Origin of the sequence: Eubacterium sp. 1001713B170207_170306_E7 (genome assembly GCF_015547515.1) — a bacterium.
Lineage (GTDB): Bacteria > Bacillota > Clostridia > Eubacteriales > Eubacteriaceae > Eubacterium.
On sequence record NZ_JADMVE010000001.1, the window covers coordinates 399,571 to 417,234 of the forward strand.

Sequence of the window (17,664 nt, forward strand, 5' to 3'; positions counted from 1 at the left end):
AAGAATGAAGATACTGGAACAGATTAAAAACGCGGTTTACGAGGGCTTAGAGGACGATACGCCGTCCCTCGTGCAGGCGGCGGTGGATGAGGGGATCGGGCCACAGCGTATCCTGGACACCATGATGGCCGCCATGGAGATGGTGGGAGAGGAGTTTAAAAACGAAGAGATCTACATACCGGAGGTGCTGTGCTCGTGCTACGCCATGCAGAATGGGTCAGAGGTGCTGAAGCCCCTGCTCACCGAAAACCAGCAGACAGCCGCCGGAACCATTGTGCTGGGCAGTGTAAAGGGAGACATGCACGACATTGGTAAAAACCTGGTAAAAATGATGTTTGAGGGCCGTGGCTTTAAGGTGGTGGACATTGGCATCGACGTGCCTGAGGAACGCTTTGTGGAGGCCGCTGTACAGGAAAAGGCGGACATTGTGGCCTGCTCTGCGCTGCTGACCACCACCATGCCCGAAATCCCTAAAATCGTTAAGGCCTTTGAGGACGCGGGCGTCCGGGAGCAGTTTAGGATTATGATCGGCGGAGCACCCATCACCCAGGATTTCTGCGATAAAACAGGCTGCGACGCCTTTGCCAAGGACGCGGGAAGCGCCGCCGAGACCGCCGTACAGCTCTGTCGCCATTAACAGAATTCAAGCGCACTGTTGGAGACCAGTGTGCTTTTTTATTGTAAAATTTACAAAATTTAAAAATCAGTTGACAAACCATCAAAAAGCATATAATATTAACATAAAGTCAATACAAAATACATAAAAAGTGAATATGTAAAGCATTTACAAGCGAAGGGGGAAAGGAGGTTTCTGACAACGGGGCTGAGCATAAGGAAGACAACTGAATAATCATTTTTTGAGGAGTAAAGGAGTAAAAAAATGAAGAACTATGTTTTAGTCATTGACGAAGGAACAACTGGTACCAGAGCGCTGATTTTTGATAAGGACTTTAATATTGTGTCCCAGTGCTATGAAGAATTTACACAGTACACACCAAGCGAGGACAAGGTTGAGCACGACGCTATGGAAATCTACGCCAAGAGCGTGGGAGTATGTCGTGAAGCCATTGAAAAAGCGCAGATCGCCAGCAGTGACATTGCTGCCATCGGCATTACCAATCAGCGGGCCACCTGTCTGGTATGGGATAAGAACACTGGCGTGCCGCTGTACAACGCCATCGTCTGGCAGGATAACCGCACCGCGGCCCTGTGTCAGGAAATCAACGACAGCGAATGGGGAGAAAAGGCCCGTAAGGCCACAGGCTGGACAGTAGCGCCGGTTTATTCCTCTCTGATGCTGCACTGGTATCTTGAAAATGTGCCGGAGATCAAGGAAAAAATCGAATCCGGCGACGCGCTTTTCGGCACCATTGACACCTGGCTGATCTGGAAGCTGACCGGCGGAAAGAGCCATGTGGTCAGCTATTCCAACGCTTCCGTCATGGGCAGCCTGGATCTGAGCACAGGCGAGTGGTACACCGAATTTTTAGACTATCTGGGCATCTCAACCGACATCTATCCTGAAATTGTCAACGACTCCGGCAACTACGGCACCACAGCCCCGGATATTTTCGGTGCGGAGATTCCCATCTGCGGCGCCATCGCCGACCAGCATGCCGCCCTCTACGCCCAGGGCTGCCGTTCCAAGGGAACCTGTAAGATCACCAATGGCACCGGCTCATTCTTAGATATCAACATCGGCGACGAATGTGTCGTCTCAGACCAGGGCCTGAACACCGTCATCGCCTGGAAGATCGGGGACGAGATCAACTATGCTCTGGAAGGCTTTGAAGCTGTGACAGGCTCAGCGGTTCAGTGGCTGCGCGACGGCCTTCAGGTCATCGGCAAATCCAGTGAATCGGAGCCTCTGGCACGGTCGGTTGAGGACTCCAACGGGGTTTACTTTGTTCCCGCACTGGCAGGCCTCAGCGCACCCTATCACGATCCCTACGCCAGAGGCACCATTTTTGGCATCAGCCGCGGAACCACCAAGGCCCATATCGTACGGGCTACGCTGGAGGGGGTCGCTTACCGCTTAAAGGATATTCTGGACGTTGTCGAAAAGGAATCCGGCGTAAAAATGACCGATATCCGCATTGACGGCGGTGCCTCCATGAACGATTTGCTGGCACAGCTCATGGCTGATATGCTCGACGCCCGTGTCGACCGTCCGTTATCCGTCGAAGCCACCAGTCTGGGCGCCGCCGAAATGGCCGGCCTGGCAGCAGGCCTCTGGACCGAAGCCGATTTCGACAAATCCCTTGAAATCGACAAGTCCTTTGAGCCGGCCATCACACCGGAAAAACGCGAAGAGCTGTACGCAGGCTGGCGTGAAGCCATCGAGCGCTCCATCGGCTGGCGTAAGCAGGCATAGCTTCGTTTAAAGCAGAATAAATACAGGAAGAGGTAAAAGGGGTAAAAGGCGGCCTGTCCGCCTGCCCCGCCCCTCTGTCTGAAAGCAGAAAGGAGAGACAATCGTGTCCGATTGTGTTGCACAATTTTATCAGAAACTAGAGGACGATCCGTCATTAAAGCATTACCAAATCGAAGCCAACGCCGACGCGCGCGGGGTCATCACCCTGACGGGCGAGGTGGACGTCTGGCAGCATGTGGTTGACATCGGCCACGCGGCTGGAAAGAGCGGCGTGAAGGGGGTTGTCAACAGGCTGACCGTCAAGGGGCAGAGGACGACTCCGAAAGACCGGACAGAGGCTTTGAAAAAGGCTGAGGCAGCCGGTGTGATCGGCCAGGCCGATATTGTGGTCATCGGCGCTGGGGTAACCGGCAGCGGGATTGCCAGAACCCTGTCGAAATATAACAAGCGCATCATCGTAGTCGAAAAAGCCTCGGATGTATCGGAGGGAACCTCCAAATCCAACAACGGGATGATCCATTCCGGCTACGACTCAAAGGCAGGCTCCCTGAAGGCCCTGCTCAATGTAAAGGGCAATGCCATGTACACACAGTGGCAGGAAGAGCTTCACTTTAAAATGAACCGCTGCGGCTCCTTTGTCGTGGGCTTTGACGAATCCGACGACGCCTATCTGGAGCAGTACTATGAGCTGGGAAAAAAGAACGGTGTGCCTGGCATTGCCATTTTAAGCGGCGACGAGGCCAGAGCCATCGATCCGGCCGTCAACCACGACGTGGTCAAGGCCCTGTGGACCCCCTCAGCCGCCTATGTCGAGCCCTACGAGGTGGTTGAAGCCCTCATGGAAAACGCCATTGACAACGGGGCAGAGCTCATGCTGAATACCGAGGTGCTGGGCTTTAACCGACAGGGCGGCCGGATAAGCGGCGTAGTTACCGACAAGGGCATCATCGAAGCCGCCTGTGTTATCAACGCCGCAGGCCTGTATGCCGACGAAATCGCAGAGCTGGCAGGTGACCGGTTTTACACCATTCATCCGCGCCGGGGCACCCTGGTGATTCTGGACAAAAAAATCGGTAAAACCACCAACAAATGCTTTATCGGTACACCGCCTAAAAACTTTACCAAGGGCGGCGGCCCCACCCAGACACCCGAGGGCAATCCGCTCTGGGGCCCCTCGGCCATTGAGGTGCCGGAAAAGGACGATCTGGCCGTGGATGAGGAGGATGTGCGCTTTGTCATGGAAAAGGGCAAGCACCTGACCGAGGGCGCCTCCGAAAAGGATATTATCACTTATTTCAGCGGCTGCCGGGCGTCGAACTATATTGAGGACTTTATCATCGAAGCGTCTGAGGTGCTGGACAATTTCATCCACGCCGCGGGTATCCAGTCGCCTGGGCTGGCGTCCTCACCCGCCATCGCCGAGCGGGTGGAGGGGATTTACACAGCGCTTCACCCAGAAGCCGCCGTGCGTGAGGATTACGACCCCATCCGTCCAGAGCACAAGGCCTTCAGGGATTGCAGCCTGGAAGAAAAGGAAGCGCTTATTGCTGAAAACCCGCTGTACGGCCATGTGATCTGCCGCTGTGAAACTATCACCGAGGCCGAGATCGTAAACGCCATACACGGTAAAATACCCGCCACAACGGTGGACGCGGTGAAGCGCCGTACCAGAGCCGGCATGGGGCGCTGCCAGGGCGGCTTCTGCGGCCCACGGGTCGTGGAGATTATTGCACGGGAGCTGGGGATCGCGCCTGAGGAAGTAACCAAGCGCGGCGCGGGCTCAGAAATGCTGACCACAGCGTCCAGAAAGGGGGAGGAAGAATGAACCGGATACAGACAGACTGCGCCATCATCGGCGGCGGCCCCGCGGGGCTGGCAGCAGCCGTAGAAGCGCATAAGGCAGGGCTGGACACTTTGATCATTGAAAGGGACCTTTCCCTCGGCGGCATTCTGCAGCAGTGTATTCACGACGGCTTCGGCCTGCTGCGGTTTAAACGCCGCATGACCGGCGGCCAGTACGCCCAGGCTTTTATCGACGAGGTAGAGGCCGAAGGGATCGGGGTCAAGCTGGACACCATGGTGCTGGAGATAAAGCCGGACAAGACCATTTACGCGGTCAACGAAAAGGATGGTCTGCTGGAGATCCAGGCCAAATCCATTATTCTGGCCATGGGCTGCCGTGAACGCACGCGCTCACAGGTCATGATCTACGGCACGCGCCCCGCCGGTGTGCTGACCGCCGGAGCGGTTCAGCGCTACATTAACATGGAGGGTTACCTGCCGGGTAAAAAGGCCGTGATTTTAGGCTCAGGCGACATTGGCCTCATCATGGCAAGGCGTATGACCCTTGAGGATATTGAGGTGAAGGGCGTCTATGAGATCATGCACACCGAGGGCGGCCTGACCCGAAACATCGTCCAGTGCCTGGAGGATTATGACATCCCCCTGCACCTGGGCACCACCGTGACCAAAATCCACGGCAGAGACCGGATCGAGGGCGTTACCGTGGCAAAGGTGGACGAAAACCTGAAGCCCATCGCTGGAACCGAAGAAACGATTGACTGTGACCTTCTGGTGCTCTCTGTGGGCCTTATCCCTGAAAATGAGCTCAGCGAGCAGCTGGACATTGAAATGGATTTGAGGACACGCGGCCCGGTGGTGGATGAGCAGATGATGACCTCTGTCCCGGGTATCTTTGCGGCGGGCAATGTGGTCACCGTATTCGATCTGGTGGACTATGTCTCCCAGACCGGGGAGATGGCAGCCCGCGGCGCCGTCCGCTATCTGAAGGGTGAGCTTGGGGATAAACGCTGCCGGGTTGTGGAGGCCGGCGACAACATCAGCTTTGTGGTTCCCCAGAAGATAAGCGGGACCTCCGGAGAGGTGCCGGTGTTTATGCGGGTCAGAAAGCCCGACGAAAAGGTAAGGCTGATGCTCAGCCAGACCGGGCAGTCCCGGAAGCTGAAAAAGCACGCGGTGGTCAAGCCGCCGGAAATGGTCTGCGAGGTCATTGACCTTGACCAGACAACAGACGGCCCCATCTGCATCAGCGTGGCAAAGGAGTGATGGAAAATGGAAAAGAGAACTTATACCTGTATTGTCTGCCCCAAGAGCTGTAAGGGAGAGCTGACCATCAAGGAGGACGGAACCTATGAAACCACAGGCTTTGACTGCAATAACGGAAAAAAATACGCGGTCAACGAGTACACCGACCCCAAACGGATGCTGACCACAACGGTCAAAATAGAGAACGGCATCTTTAACCTGCTGCCTGTGGTCAGCAGTGAGGAGGTCAGCAAAACAAAGCTTAAGGACTGTATCCACGCCCTTTACGGCATCACCGTCAAAGCGCCGGTCCGAGCTGGCGATGTGGTTGCAGGCAATATTCTGGATACCGGTGTTGACATTATAGCGGCACGCGACATTAAAGCAAAATAAGGAGAGAACAATGAAAGAAAATATTGAAGGTTTTTTGAAAGCAGTTCAGGAAGCGCTGCCGGAGCTCACCGTGCTCCGGCGTGAGGAGGAACGCCTTATCTATGCCCATGGATGCTATCCCAGAGAGTACAAGTGGCTGCTTCAGGGGCCTTATAAGGTTCTGCCCGAAGCCATTCTCATACCGGAAAACACCGAAGAGGTCAGCCAGGTTATGGCCCTCTCCCAGGAATACAGCGTCGGCGTTATTCCCTTTGGCGGCGGCTCCGGTATCGTCGGTGGCAGCATCGCGGAAAACCATGAGGTCATGCTGGACATTAAAAACCTCAGGGAATTTGAAATCAATCCGGTCAACTGCACTGCCATGGGCGGCGCGGGCCTGACCGGCGCGGATTTTGAAAACATGCTGAACGAAGCGGGCTATACCTGCGGCCAGTATCCGCAGTCCTTCCAGAGCGCCGTGCTGGGCGGCATGGTCGCCACCCGCGCCATTGGAACCTTCTCCACCAAATACGGTAAAATGGACGATATGGTCAACTCCCTTGAGGTCGTTCTGCCAAACGGCCACGTGCTGAGAACGCACAAAACCCCCAAGGCCTCAACCGGACCAGAGCTGGACCAGCTGTTCCTGGGCAGTGAGGGTGTATACGGGGTAGTCACCAAGGTGGAAATGAAGATTTATCCAGTGGCGGAGAAGCGCTATTTCGAGGCCTTTACCTTTAACCGCACCGAGGACGGCCTGGAAGCCATCCGCCAGTTTGTCCAGAACAATGTGCACCCGGCAGTGGTCCGCCTTTACGATGAAGATGAAAGCATTCCAAAGATGGAAAAATACGGCTTTGAAAAGGGCCATGTTTTTCTGGTCATTGGCTATGAGGGTCTGGAAAAGCAGGTGGATCTGGAACGGGAATACGTTCACCATTACTGTGGCCTGAACGGCGGCGTGCCCAAGGGGCCGAAGCCAGGCTATGACTGGTTCCACTCACGCTTTTCCACGAAAAAAATGCTGGATCATGACGCCATGAAGGGCGGCACAGCCGACGCCATCGAGGTGGCAGCCCCCTGGGACTGCATTGCCAATGTATGGCGTGAAATGCGCAAGGCCCTTGAGCCCATGTGCGCCAGTATTGACTGCCATTTTTCACACGTGTACCATACCGGCGCCAGCGTTTATGTCATCTTCCACGCCCAGACCGGCGGTGACGACTTTGACGGTGAAAAACGTTATATGGAATGTCTGGATACCGCGATCCGCACCAGCCTCAAATACGGCGGCAATGTCTCACATCACCACGGCAGCGGCAAAGCCAAGGCTGAATACCTGCCGCTGGAGCACGGCGAAGCAGGGATTGAGGTCATGCAGAAAATCAAGGACGCCCTTGACCCCAAGGGATTAGTGAACAAAGGAGTACTGGGATTATGAGAGAATTTACATTAGAACATTACGAAGACAAGCTGAACCACCAGGTGATCCATATGGACCAGGCTGTGTGCTACTGTCCGGAATTCCGGGCGAGCCACATGCTCCACGACTATCCCTCCCGCAGGCTTCAACTGGCACGGGCAGTCTTTAAGGACGAAATGGCGCCCAACGACTACATTGCAGAGCTGGTGTTCCAGAGTATTCTGTCACGCCAGGGCGAGCGCTGGCAGAATTTCGGCGAAAACCCTGAGGATTTGACAGATGTCATGATCCTCGGCCGCGAGCTGATGATGGAAAAGGGCTTCGGAACCCAAATAGCCGATTCGCTTGAGGATACTCTGAAAGCAGGCGGCGGCCATATCCTGCAAACAGGCGCGGCAGAGCTCAGACAGTGGCAGGAGGCTATCCCGGCGCTTGAGGGCAGCGGTAACTATCTCTTTCTGGACGACGCCACAGCAGCGCTCGCAGCTGACAGCGCGTCAGGTCTGGGCGAATGGTTCAGGGGGCGGGGCATCGCCTTTGAGCCCGAAATCGCTCCGGTCTTTGCGGGCTGGGAATACTTCGCCTACGGTATGGTGGAGAAAGGGATTGATTATCTGAAAGGCCTGATCTCCGGGCTTCAGGAAAAAGGCGTTACAGTGGTATATACCCTTTCAGGCCAAACCGCCTATCTGCTGACTCAGTTTGCAGAAAAGTTGGGGATCAGCGTTCCCTTCGAGGTTGTTTACCTCCCCGACGAGCTGAAGCTGTTAAAAATCGAGACCCCTTCTTACTTCTATGGCGGCAGCTTTAACTGCCGTTTCCTGAGAAACGGCCAGGCCCTCAACGCCCTTGCCATTAACAATGACGAGACACCAATCGCCACCAGTATGGAATTTTTACCGCTGCTAAAGGCCGACAAGCGTGTCAATGTCTTAAATATCTGGCAGAAACCCCTTGGCGCGGAGTACCACCTGATCGGCTTTGACGCCGGGATGGCAGACCGTATTCAGAAAGACGCCCTCGCAGATATCGAAAAAGCCGGAGCAGAGCAGATTGTCGTCTTTGAGCCCTTTGCCTATGCGGCGTTAAAGACAGCCCTGCCCGATAAAAAAGTCCTTTACTACCTTGAATGTTTACAATAAAAAAGAAACAGCTTCTCAGATTTTTTCAGAGAAGCTGTTTCTTTTTACGCTCAGAATCAGGCCGGCACAGAGAAAGGCGCCCATGAGCGAGGAGCCGCCGCTGCTGAAAAAGGGGAGGGGCAGACCGATGACCGGCATCAGCTCAAGGTTCATGCCGATGTTGATCACCGCCTCGGCAAGAAAAAGAGTAAAGACCCCAACGGCAATGGTGCGCCCTCTAAAGTCATGGCTTTTCACGCCGATGGACAGGGTTTTATACAGGATACCTGCCAGCAGCAAAAGCAGGACGCCGCAGCCCGCGAGGCCCATGACCTCAGCCAGATGGGAAAAGATAAAATCATTGTTGGCGGCGGGAATGTAGGTGCTGTCCGGCATAAAAAGGCCCAGGCCAAAGAGGCCGCCTGCCTTAATGGCGGCCAGTCCCTGGTTCTGCTGGTAGAGGATGGACTCCAGAGTCAGGCTGTCCAGCTGGCCGGGCGCGAAAATCGCCAGGATACGGGCCCGCTGGTAACCGGCCATCAGGTGCCAGACAAGCGGCGCCGCCGCCAGGCCTGCCGTGGCCGTACCGATAAAATAGCGCAGCTTATGCTTAACCGATAAAAACATGACCAGACCTGTGACAAAAAAGACCAGCGCGGTGCCGTCGTCACCCTGAAAGTGAATCAGAATAACAGGGGCCAGCAGATGGGCCATAAGGCCAATGACCGCCAAAGGGCCATCGGTATGGCGCACGGCGTACAGATGAAGGGAAAAGGTCAGAATAAAGCTTGATTTCGCCAGCTCAGTGGGCTGAAGGGCCAGGCCGAAGGGCAGGCGTATCCAGCAGTAGGCGCCGGTATCGCCGGGGCTTATGCCAAAAGGACCGGTGCGCAGAAAGGTCAGCAGCACCAGCAGCCAGATCACCGCAGTGTAGGCAATCCAGAGCGGCGTCATACGGTGATAATCAATACGGCTTATGACAAACGCGCAGGAAAGACCGGCCGCTACGGCCAGCAACTGGATCAGGGCTACGCGGTATTTCACGAGAAATTCCCAGAAGCCGGGAGCGGGAGAGGGGGATACGCTGTTGCACCACGAAAGGAGCAGCGTAACAGAAAGCAGCGAGCAGGCTGTTATCAACAGAAGATAGAAACCATTGGTGTCCTTTAAAAATGCTTTTAGCCTTGCCATGCCGCGCCTCCTCCCTTTTTATGGTCTAGTTTACGCCCAAAAGCTTGTAAAAAGCTGTAATTTATTTAACGCTTTAGAAAAAAGCAATAAAAAAGCAGGCAATTTATATGCCTGCTCACATTTGTTTCCTTAGTCTGGCTGCTCAGGAGTAACCAGCTCTTCAAGCATGGCGACACATTCGTCATAATCCATGATTTTGGGAACCGGATAGGTTGGGTTGGCTTCCTTGAGCACACGCTTAGCAAGCTCAGGAATATCCTCGATGCGAAGCGCGTCGATGGTTTCCGGAATCCCCATATTGGCGTTCATTTCCTTGATCCGGTCGATAAAGCGGTAGGACAGAATCTCCTCGCTGTCCCAGGGCTCTCCAAGGCCGGCGCACAGGGCAAGCTCCGAGAGCTTTTTCTGAGCGGCCTCTCTGGAGAATTCCAGAATATGCGGCAGGATAACCGCGTTGGCAAAGCCGTGGGCCACACCGTAAAAGCCGCCTAAATTATGGGCGATGGCGTGGACATAGCCCACATAGGCCCGTGTAAAGGCAAGGCCTGCGTCAAAGGAGGCGACGGACATGTTCTGACGCAGCTTCAGGTTTGAGCCGTCTTTGTAGACCGCTTCCAGATCACGCATGATCACCTCGGTGGCGGCCAGAGACTTTTCCTTGACAAAGGGCGCGTCATAGTGGCCGATGTAGGCTTCAACCGCGTGGGTGAGCGCATCCATGCCTGTGCTGGCAGTGAGCGCCGGCGGCAGGCCGACCATGAGCTCAGGGTCCAGTACGGTCGCCAGCGGCACGAGCTTGGGGTCGTTAATAGCAAATTTTTCATGGTTTGAGGTGTCGGTAATTACCGCGCAGACAGTGGCCTCAGAGCCGGTACCCGCAGTGGTGGGAACAGCAAAGAACGGCGGCAGGCGGTGTGTCAGCTTGAACAGGCCCTTCATTTTGGGAATCGGCTTGTCGTTGGTGACCTTGGCGGCCACGATTTTGGCACAGTCCATGGAGGAGCCGCCGCCAAAGGCAATGACCCCGTCACAGTTCTCGGTATAGTAGGCTTCCAGCCCATCGTAGATATTTTCAAAGGTGGGGTTGGGCTGAACGCCGTCAAATACAGCGTAGTCAATGCCGGCTTTTTTCAGGGCTTCGAGGAAGCCGTCCAGCAGGCCCATCTCCATTAAAGGTTTATCGGTAATAACGAGCGCCTTGTGCACATCACACAGCGAAATAATTTCCGGGAAACGTTTGACCATTCCCGGGCCTACCAGGCTTGGCGGAATGGGGAGCTTGAGTACGTTTAATACACCTTTCATCATAATATGCGATGTCCGGTACGGAATCGTCATCAGGTTCATAAGATTCACTCCTTCACTTTGTTATAGTCTCATTTTAAACGCTAAAAGAGTGCGGGTCAAGGAGAATTAAAAAACTGTAAGAAATATTGGGATTGCAGCAAGGAAAAATCAAGGTTATAATAGGTAGAAAAGATTAGCAGAGGTGAAAGTTATGTTAATAGACACACATGTCCATCTGTTTCCGGACAAGCTTTGCCCGCGGACCATTGAAAAGCTGGCAGAGACCGACCCCAACCACCATCTCACCTATTACGGCGACGGGAGCCTGGGCTGCGCGGAAGAAAACATGAAAAACTGGGGCGTGGATCTGGGCGTCATGCTGCCCATCGCCACCAATCCGCAGCAGCAGAAAAGCGTCAATGATTTTGCCGGGTATGTCCAGAATCACAGTGATGCCTTTATCAGTTTTGGCACAGTCCACCCCGACGCGCCGGATTATATCGACGAGCTGGACCGTATCGTGGGAATGGGCTTACACGGCATTAAGCTCCACCCCGATTACCAGGGCTTTTTTATCAATGAAAAGCGGCTGTACCCGCTGTATCAGGCCATCAGCGACCGAAAGCTGCCGGTGGTTTTCCATACCGGCTACGACCCCATCTCTCCCGGCTGTATTCACGCCGCCCCGGAGGCAGTGGTGGAAATGGCCCGGGATTTTCCAGAGCTGACTATTATCGCCGCCCACACCGGCGGCCTGTATTTTGGCAACCCGCCGCAGGACATTTACCTCGACACGCCCAACGTGTATTTTGATACGGCCATTGCCTCCTATACCTTTGAGCCCGAAGCCTACAGACGTCTGCTCGATATTTACGGCGCCGAACGCTTCATCTTTGCCACAGACAACCCCTGGGGCGACGGAGGAAAGGATATGGCGTTCCTTGAGGCTGTGGGTGTGGCTCCGGATGAAAAGGAGCTGATCTGCCACGAAAACGCCGAAGGGCTTATTGGAATTTGACAGGCCGTGTTGACAGCAGCCCAAAATGCTGTTATAATGACCACGAAATCTAAAAAAGAACAGGAGATGTGAAGATGCGCAATTTTTCTTGCTAGGTATTTTAATATGGAAGTGTACCAGTCCGGCCTGCCGGGTCTTTTTGGTGTGCTTCGCAGCAAGAAAGATAACGATCTGATCGCTCATAAAATACAGATAGAGGAGAACGGGATATTCTGCCCGTCTCGGTATGTCAGGATATTCTCCTGATGATATCTGCGCATTTTTTGAACCGTAAGAAGGTTATTGTACTTTCTTGCGGTTTTTTGATGTTTGAAGTTTTGTCCCGATTTGCCAGAGCAAACCGGGCAGCGAGTAAGGAGCGCCAGCGGACGAACGGCAACGAAACCGACGCACGATAGCGTGAAAGATCTCTGAATAAGAAGGAAAGACCTTTCTCCGCATCATGTCATCCTTATAAGCAGACAGGAGGTAAAACAATGTCACAAATAAACGTATCCAATCTGACCTTTGGTTATGACGGCAGCTACGATACAATTTTTGATAAAGTGTCTTTTCAGCTTGACACCAACTGGAAGCTGGGCTTTACCGGGCGCAACGGTAAGGGAAAGACCACTTTTTTAAAGCTGCTGATGGGCCAGTACGAATACAGCGGCACCATCGCCGCATCGGTTGAGTTTTCCTATTTTCCATTTGAGGTAAAACAGAAAGAGCGTAACACCATCGAGCTGGTGGATGCCCTGAGCGGAAATTATGAGTTTTGGGAGCTTCAGCGGGAGCTTTCCATGCTGGAGGTGGATTATGATGTCCTGTACCGGCCCTTCAGCACCTTAAGCCAGGGAGAGCAGACCAAGGTGCTGCTGGCCGTGCTTTTTCTGAGGGAAAACCAGTTTCTGCTCATTGATGAGCCCACCAATCATCTGGATATGGCGTCCAGAGAGCTGGTAGGACAATACCTGAACAGCAAGCGCGGGTTTATCCTGGTTTCCCATGACCGCTATTTTCTGGATCAGTGTGTGGACCATATTCTGTCCATCAACAATACAAGCATTGAGGTGCAGCGTGGAAGCTACTCCTCATGGATGGAGAATAAGGCGCGCCAGGACCAGTATGAGCTGGGGGAAAATGAGAAGCTGAAAAAAGAAATAAAGAAAATGACCACGGCAGCCAGACGGACCGCCGGATGGTCGGACGCAGTGGAGAAGACCAAAAAGGGCGCGAGCCGAAAGCTGGTAGCAGGCCTGAAGCCGGACCGCGGCTATGTGGGCCATAAGGCCGCCAAAATGATGAAGCGCTCCAAGGCCACAGAGGCCAGAAAGGAGAAGGCTGTTCAGGAAAAGTCAAAGCTGCTGAAAAATATTGACTGGGCCGGCGAGCTCGCCATCAAAACCCTGAGTTATCCGAAAAGCCGGCTGGTTGAGGTCCGGAACCTGTCCATTGCCTACGGTGCTGCGCCGGTCTTTGAGAATGTGAGCTTTGATGTGAATCAGGGTGACCGTGTGGCTCTGAAGGGCAGGAACGGCTGCGGAAAATCCAGTATCCTGAAAGCCGTTCTGGGCGAGGAAATCCCCCACAGCGGTGAGCTCATGGTCGGTACCCAGCTCGAATGCTCCTGCGTTTCCCAGGACACCGCTTTTCTAACCGGGAGCCTGAGAGCCTATATCCGTGATAACAGCCTTGATGAAAGCCTGTTTAAAGCCATTCTCAGAAAGCTGGGCTTTTCGAGAGAGCAGTTTGACAAGGGACTGGAGGCCTACAGCAGCGGGCAGAAAAAGAAGGTGCTGCTGGCAGCAAGCCTGTGCCGGCCGGCCCATCTTTATATCTGGGATGAGCCTCTGAACTTCATTGATGTGCTGTCCCGTGTCCAGATCGAGAACCTGATCTGCCAGTATGAGCCCACCATGCTTTTTGTGGAGCATGACCGTATGTTTATGGAGCATGTTGCCACCAAGGTGGTGACACTCCAGGCACCTTAAGGATTCTTAAGAATCTGTGATGAAATCGTAACCTCAAAATATTTTAATATAAAACTATTTACAACTGGAAGCATTTCGGATATACTTTTAACCTGTAAGTAATTTTAAGGAGGACGTAATTGTGTTAGAACAGGTTAAAGAAATTATTGTAGAAGCGATCAATGTAGATGAGGACTTAATCGTGCCTGAAGCAAAATTGCAGGAAGACCTCGGCATTGACTCATTATCTGCCGTAGAACTGGCCATGGAACTCGAAAACGCCTTTGATATCCGTATCGAAGACGACGCATTGGCAAATTTAAAAACCGTTCAGGATATTCTGAATATCGTTGAAAATAAATAAGGTGCTGGGGAGTAAGATCCCCGGCGCCCACAGGCAGGTAAATGGATGAACATTAATGAACTTGAAAAAATAGTCCAGATTTTTGACAGCTCCGACCTTTCAAAAATGGAGCTGCAAAGCGGGGACGTTACGATAAAACTCGAAAAAGGAATGGAGCGCGCCGCAGCGGCTGCCGCACCGGCTGTCGAACAGCCCATGGTTCCGGCGGAAGTGCCGGAGGCCAGCATGGATGAAGTCAGCGGGGAGGCCAGCGGCCACTGGGTAAAATCGCCGCTGGTAGGCACCTTCTACCGTTCCAACATCAAGGACGGAGAGCCTCTGGTCAATATAGGGGATACCGTCAGGAAGGGAGACCTTCTGTGCATCATTGAGGCCATGAAAATGATGAATGAGATCCGCAGCGACCGTGACGGCGCCATTACCGCCATCAATGTGGACAATGAAACCATGGTGGAATATGATGAAAAGATCATTTGTATTGGAGAGGCCCGATGATTGAACGTATTTTAATCGCCAACCGGGGAGAGATCGCCGTCCGTATTATCCGGACCTGCAAGGAAATGGGCATCGAAACCGTGGCGATTTATTCGACAGCAGACAAGGACGCACTCCATGTGCAGTACGCCACCAAGGCGGTGTGCATCGGAGGCCCGAGGTCTGACGAAAGCTATCTGAATATGCAGCGTATTTTAAGCGCCGCCTGTCTCACCGGCTGCGATGCGATCCATCCGGGCTTTGGGTTTCTATCCGAGAATCCAGCCTTTGCGCGTCTGGTTGAACAATGCGGGCTTATTTTTATTGGCCCGGACGCCGATGTCATCGAGATGATGGGCAATAAGGCAAGAGCCAAGGAAACCATGATCGAGGCCGGCGTGCCCGTTATTCCCGGTTCCCGAGGCATTGCAGAGCTGGACGAAGCCTTCCGGGTTGCCCAAGACATCGGTTTTCCGGTGCTCATCAAGGCGCGGAGCGGCGGCGGCGGACGCGGCATGCGTGTCGCAGAAACCGAGGAGGATTTTATCGACGCCTACACCACCGCCCGGGCAGAGGCCCGGACCGCCTTTGGCGACGACGGGGTCTATGTCGAGAAGGTGGTGCGGGGCGCCAAGCATATCGAGGTGCAGCTTTTGGCCGACCATTACGGCAATGTCCTGCATCTCTATGAGCGGGACTGCTCACTCCAGCGCCGCAACCAGAAAATCGTTGAGGAAGCGCCCTGCTGCTGCCTGCCCGAAAAGGTAAGGGCGGCCATGACTGCCGACGCGGTCAAAGCCTGCCGGTACGTGGGTTATAACAGCGTGGGAACCATTGAGTTTCTGTGGGACGGCGCGGAGCATTATTATTTTATGGAGATGAACACCCGGATACAGGTCGAGCACACCATCAGCGAAATGATTACAGGCATCGACCTGATCAAACAGCAGATACGCATTGCGGATAAAAAGAAGTGCGGCCTGAGCCAGGAGGACATCCATTGCCTGGGCCACGCCATCGAATGCCGGATCAACGCTGAGGATGTGAGCGCCGATTTTGCCCCGCGGCCGGGGCACATCAGCTTTCTCAACCTTCCGGGCGGCAGAGGGGTGAGGGTGGATACCGCCATCTACAACGGCTACGACATCCCGCCCTACTATGATTCCATGATCTTAAAATGTATCACAAACGGCGAATCCCGTCTGGAGGCCATTAAGAAAATGCGGATTGCCCTGGAGGAGCTGATCGTCGAGGGTGTTCCCAACAATGTGGAATTTTTATACGTGCTGATGCACGAACCGGAGTTTATTAAGGGCCGCTTTGATACCGGCTATGTCGATACCTTTGTACAGGAGCTGAAGGATAATGGAACAATCGTTTAAGGAAAGAAAAAACAAGCTGACGCTGTTCAAGACACTGCGCCACGCCATCAAGGATAAGCAGGGCCGGGACATACCGGACAACGTGTTTATCACCTGCCCGAAATGCAAGGCGAGCACCCCATCCGAGGCGCTGATGCATGACCTGTACGTCTGTCCCGAATGCGGCTATCATTATAAGCTCAGCGCCAGAGAACGGGTGCGTCAGGTCTGCGACGGGGGAAGCTTTTCAGCCATTGACAAAAACGTGGTCAACCCCGATACCGATGCGTTCCCAGGCTATACAGAGAAGATGGATGCCTGTCAGCGCCAGACCGGCATGTCCGAGGCCGTGCTGACCGGCGTCGGGAAAATCGGCGGCAGAAAAACCGCTGTGGCTGTGATGGACAGCCGCTTTATGATGGCCAGTATGGGCAGCGCCGTGGGAGAACGGATCACGCGCCTGATCGAGCTGGCCGCCAAAAAGAGGCTGCCCCTTGTGATCTTCTGCGCCTCCGGGGGCGCGCGGATGCAGGAGGGAATTGTCTCGCTGATGCAGATGGTTAAAACCAGCGCCGCCCTTGAGCGTTTTGCAGAAGCCGGCGGCTTTTATCTGAGTGTTCTGACCAACCCGACCACTGGCGGCGTCAGCGCCAGCTTTGCGACCCTGGGGGATATTCTCATCGCCGAGCCGGACAGCCTCATCGGCTTTGCGGGCAAGCGTGTGATTGAGAATACCATCAAGGAAAAGCTGCCGGACAATTTCCAGAAGGCGGAGTTTCTACTGGAAAAGGGCGCCATTGACGCCATTGTGCACCGCAGCCAGATGAAAGCAACCATCGAAAAGCTGCTGGTCCTGCATGAGAGGAGAGGCTGATGACAGAAGAAAAAAGACAACTGACCGCCTGGGATAAGGTGATGATGGCCAGACGGCCGGAACGCACACGGGCTCAGGCCTACGTGGACGCGTTGTTTGACGGCTTTATGGAGCTGCATGGCGACCGTCTGTACGGCGATGACCATGCATTACTGGCAGGCGTCGGATTTTTTCACGGTCAGCCGGTTACGATTCTGGCCCAGAATAAAGGAACCAACCTACAGGAAAACCTTGACCGTAACTTTGGGATGATGAACCCGGAGGGCTACCGCAAGGCATTGCGCCTCGCGCGGCAGGCCGAAAAGTTTAAGCGGCCGGTCATCACCTTTGTGGACACCTCGGGCGCTTACCCGGGTAAAGGCGCGGAGGAGCGTGGACAGGCCTCGGCCATTGCCGAATGCCTCAGGGCTTTTTCAGACCTTAAAGTGCCGGTGCTCTGTCTGGTTATCGGAGAGGGCGGCAGCGGCGGCGCGCTGGCCCTGAGTGTGGCCGACCGGATTTATATGATGGAGCATGCCGTCTATTCCGTGCTGTCCCCCGAAGGCTTTGCGAGCATCCTGTGGAAGGACGATTCCCGCGTGCAGGAGGCGGCGGAGGTTATGGAGCTTACCGCTTCGGATCTGCACCGCAAGGGCATTGTGGATGAAATCATCAGCGAACCAGCAGATGGTGTAGAGCAGTGTATGGATTTCGTGGTTTCACAGATGGACGCCCTGATCGGGCGGGACCTGAAGGCGTTAAGCCGTAAGAAAACAGCGGAGCTGACAGCAGAGCGCTATGAAAAGTTCCGGAGAATAGGAGCGTAGAA

General features: G+C 54.2%; 16 protein-coding genes. 14 read left to right on the forward strand and 2 right to left on the reverse strand.

From position 1 onward, the window contains the following. The first annotated feature begins 4 nt into the window (after positions 1–4). The 7 genes from I2B62_RS02040 (at position 5) to I2B62_RS02070 (ending at position 8,356) form a co-directional block, all read left to right on the forward strand. Positions 5–637 carry a corrinoid protein gene (locus tag I2B62_RS02040; RefSeq protein WP_195267308.1) on the forward strand — a complete coding sequence of 211 codons (633 nt, stop codon included), beginning with the start codon at positions 5–7 and terminating at the stop codon, positions 635–637. A 243-nt stretch (positions 638–880) separates the two neighbouring features. Further along, the gene (locus I2B62_RS02045) at positions 881–2,374 is read left to right on the forward strand and encodes a glycerol kinase (RefSeq protein ID WP_195267309.1); all 1,494 of its coding nucleotides are present in this window, start codon (positions 881–883) and stop codon (positions 2,372–2,374) included. 103 nt (positions 2,375–2,477) lie between these two features. Further along, positions 2,478–4,199, forward strand: coding sequence for an FAD-dependent oxidoreductase (locus I2B62_RS02050; RefSeq protein ID WP_195267310.1), 1,722 nt, complete (start codon positions 2,478–2,480; stop codon positions 4,197–4,199). Next, a complete protein-coding gene (locus tag I2B62_RS02055; protein ID WP_195267311.1) occupies positions 4,196–5,440 on the forward strand; it encodes an FAD-dependent oxidoreductase in 1,245 nt (414 codons plus the stop codon). The genes I2B62_RS02050 and I2B62_RS02055 overlap by 4 nt, the downstream gene beginning before the upstream one ends. A 6-nt stretch (positions 5,441–5,446) precedes the next feature. Continuing rightward, the gene (locus I2B62_RS02060) at positions 5,447–5,812 is read left to right on the forward strand and encodes a DUF1667 domain-containing protein (protein WP_195267312.1); all 366 of its coding nucleotides are present in this window, start codon (positions 5,447–5,449) and stop codon (positions 5,810–5,812) included. Between the two features lie 10 nt (positions 5,813–5,822). After that, the gene (locus I2B62_RS02065; protein WP_195267313.1) at positions 5,823–7,232 is read left to right on the forward strand and encodes an FAD-binding oxidoreductase; all 1,410 of its coding nucleotides are present in this window, start codon (positions 5,823–5,825) and stop codon (positions 7,230–7,232) included. Beyond that, on the forward strand, positions 7,229–8,356 hold the full coding sequence (locus tag I2B62_RS02070) for a hypothetical protein (protein WP_195267314.1): 1,128 nt from the start codon (positions 7,229–7,231) through the stop codon (positions 8,354–8,356). The genes I2B62_RS02065 and I2B62_RS02070 overlap by 4 nt, the downstream gene beginning before the upstream one ends. Positions 8,357–8,371: 15 nt before the next feature. Here the strand turns inward: I2B62_RS02070 and I2B62_RS02075 are convergent, their stop codons facing one another. After that, positions 8,372–9,526 carry an FtsW/RodA/SpoVE family cell cycle protein gene (locus I2B62_RS02075; protein ID WP_195267315.1) on the reverse strand — a complete coding sequence of 385 codons (1,155 nt, stop codon included), beginning with the start codon at positions 9,524–9,526 and terminating at the stop codon, positions 8,372–8,374. A 129-nt stretch (positions 9,527–9,655) separates the two neighbouring features. After that, positions 9,656–10,873, reverse strand: coding sequence for an iron-containing alcohol dehydrogenase (locus I2B62_RS02080; protein ID WP_195267316.1), 1,218 nt, complete (start codon positions 10,871–10,873; stop codon positions 9,656–9,658). A gap of 151 nt (positions 10,874–11,024) precedes the next feature. On the opposite strand from I2B62_RS02080, the gene I2B62_RS02085 reads away from it, so the two are divergent. From I2B62_RS02085 to I2B62_RS02115, 7 genes are all read left to right on the forward strand, one after another. Then, on the forward strand, positions 11,025–11,831 hold the full coding sequence (locus tag I2B62_RS02085; protein ID WP_195267317.1) for an amidohydrolase family protein: 807 nt from the start codon (positions 11,025–11,027) through the stop codon (positions 11,829–11,831). A 476-nt stretch (positions 11,832–12,307) separates the two neighbouring features. Further along, positions 12,308–13,804: a ribosomal protection-like ABC-F family protein gene (gene abc-f / locus I2B62_RS02090; protein WP_195267318.1), complete on the forward strand. Its 1,497-nt coding sequence runs from the start codon at positions 12,308–12,310 to the stop codon at positions 13,802–13,804. Positions 13,805–13,925: 121 nt separating this feature from the next. Next, positions 13,926–14,147: an acyl carrier protein gene (locus I2B62_RS02095; RefSeq protein ID WP_013379911.1), complete on the forward strand. Its 222-nt coding sequence runs from the start codon at positions 13,926–13,928 to the stop codon at positions 14,145–14,147. A 45-nt stretch (positions 14,148–14,192) separates the two neighbouring features. After that, on the forward strand, positions 14,193–14,642 hold the full coding sequence (accB, locus tag I2B62_RS02100) for an acetyl-CoA carboxylase biotin carboxyl carrier protein (protein WP_195267319.1): 450 nt from the start codon (positions 14,193–14,195) through the stop codon (positions 14,640–14,642). Beyond that, a complete protein-coding gene (gene accC / locus I2B62_RS02105; RefSeq protein WP_195267320.1) occupies positions 14,639–16,003 on the forward strand; it encodes an acetyl-CoA carboxylase biotin carboxylase subunit in 1,365 nt (454 codons plus the stop codon). The genes accB and accC overlap by 4 nt, the downstream gene beginning before the upstream one ends. Further along, a complete protein-coding gene (accD, locus tag I2B62_RS02110) occupies positions 15,987–16,856 on the forward strand; it encodes an acetyl-CoA carboxylase, carboxyltransferase subunit beta (protein ID WP_195267321.1) in 870 nt (289 codons plus the stop codon). Before accC ends, accD begins: the two co-directional genes overlap by 17 nt. Then, positions 16,856–17,662 (forward strand): acetyl-CoA carboxylase carboxyltransferase subunit alpha, encoded by an 807-nt coding sequence (locus I2B62_RS02115; protein WP_195267322.1) that lies wholly within the window; start codon positions 16,856–16,858, stop codon positions 17,660–17,662. Before accD ends, I2B62_RS02115 begins: the two co-directional genes overlap by 1 nt. Positions 17,663–17,664 lie beyond the last annotated feature (2 nt).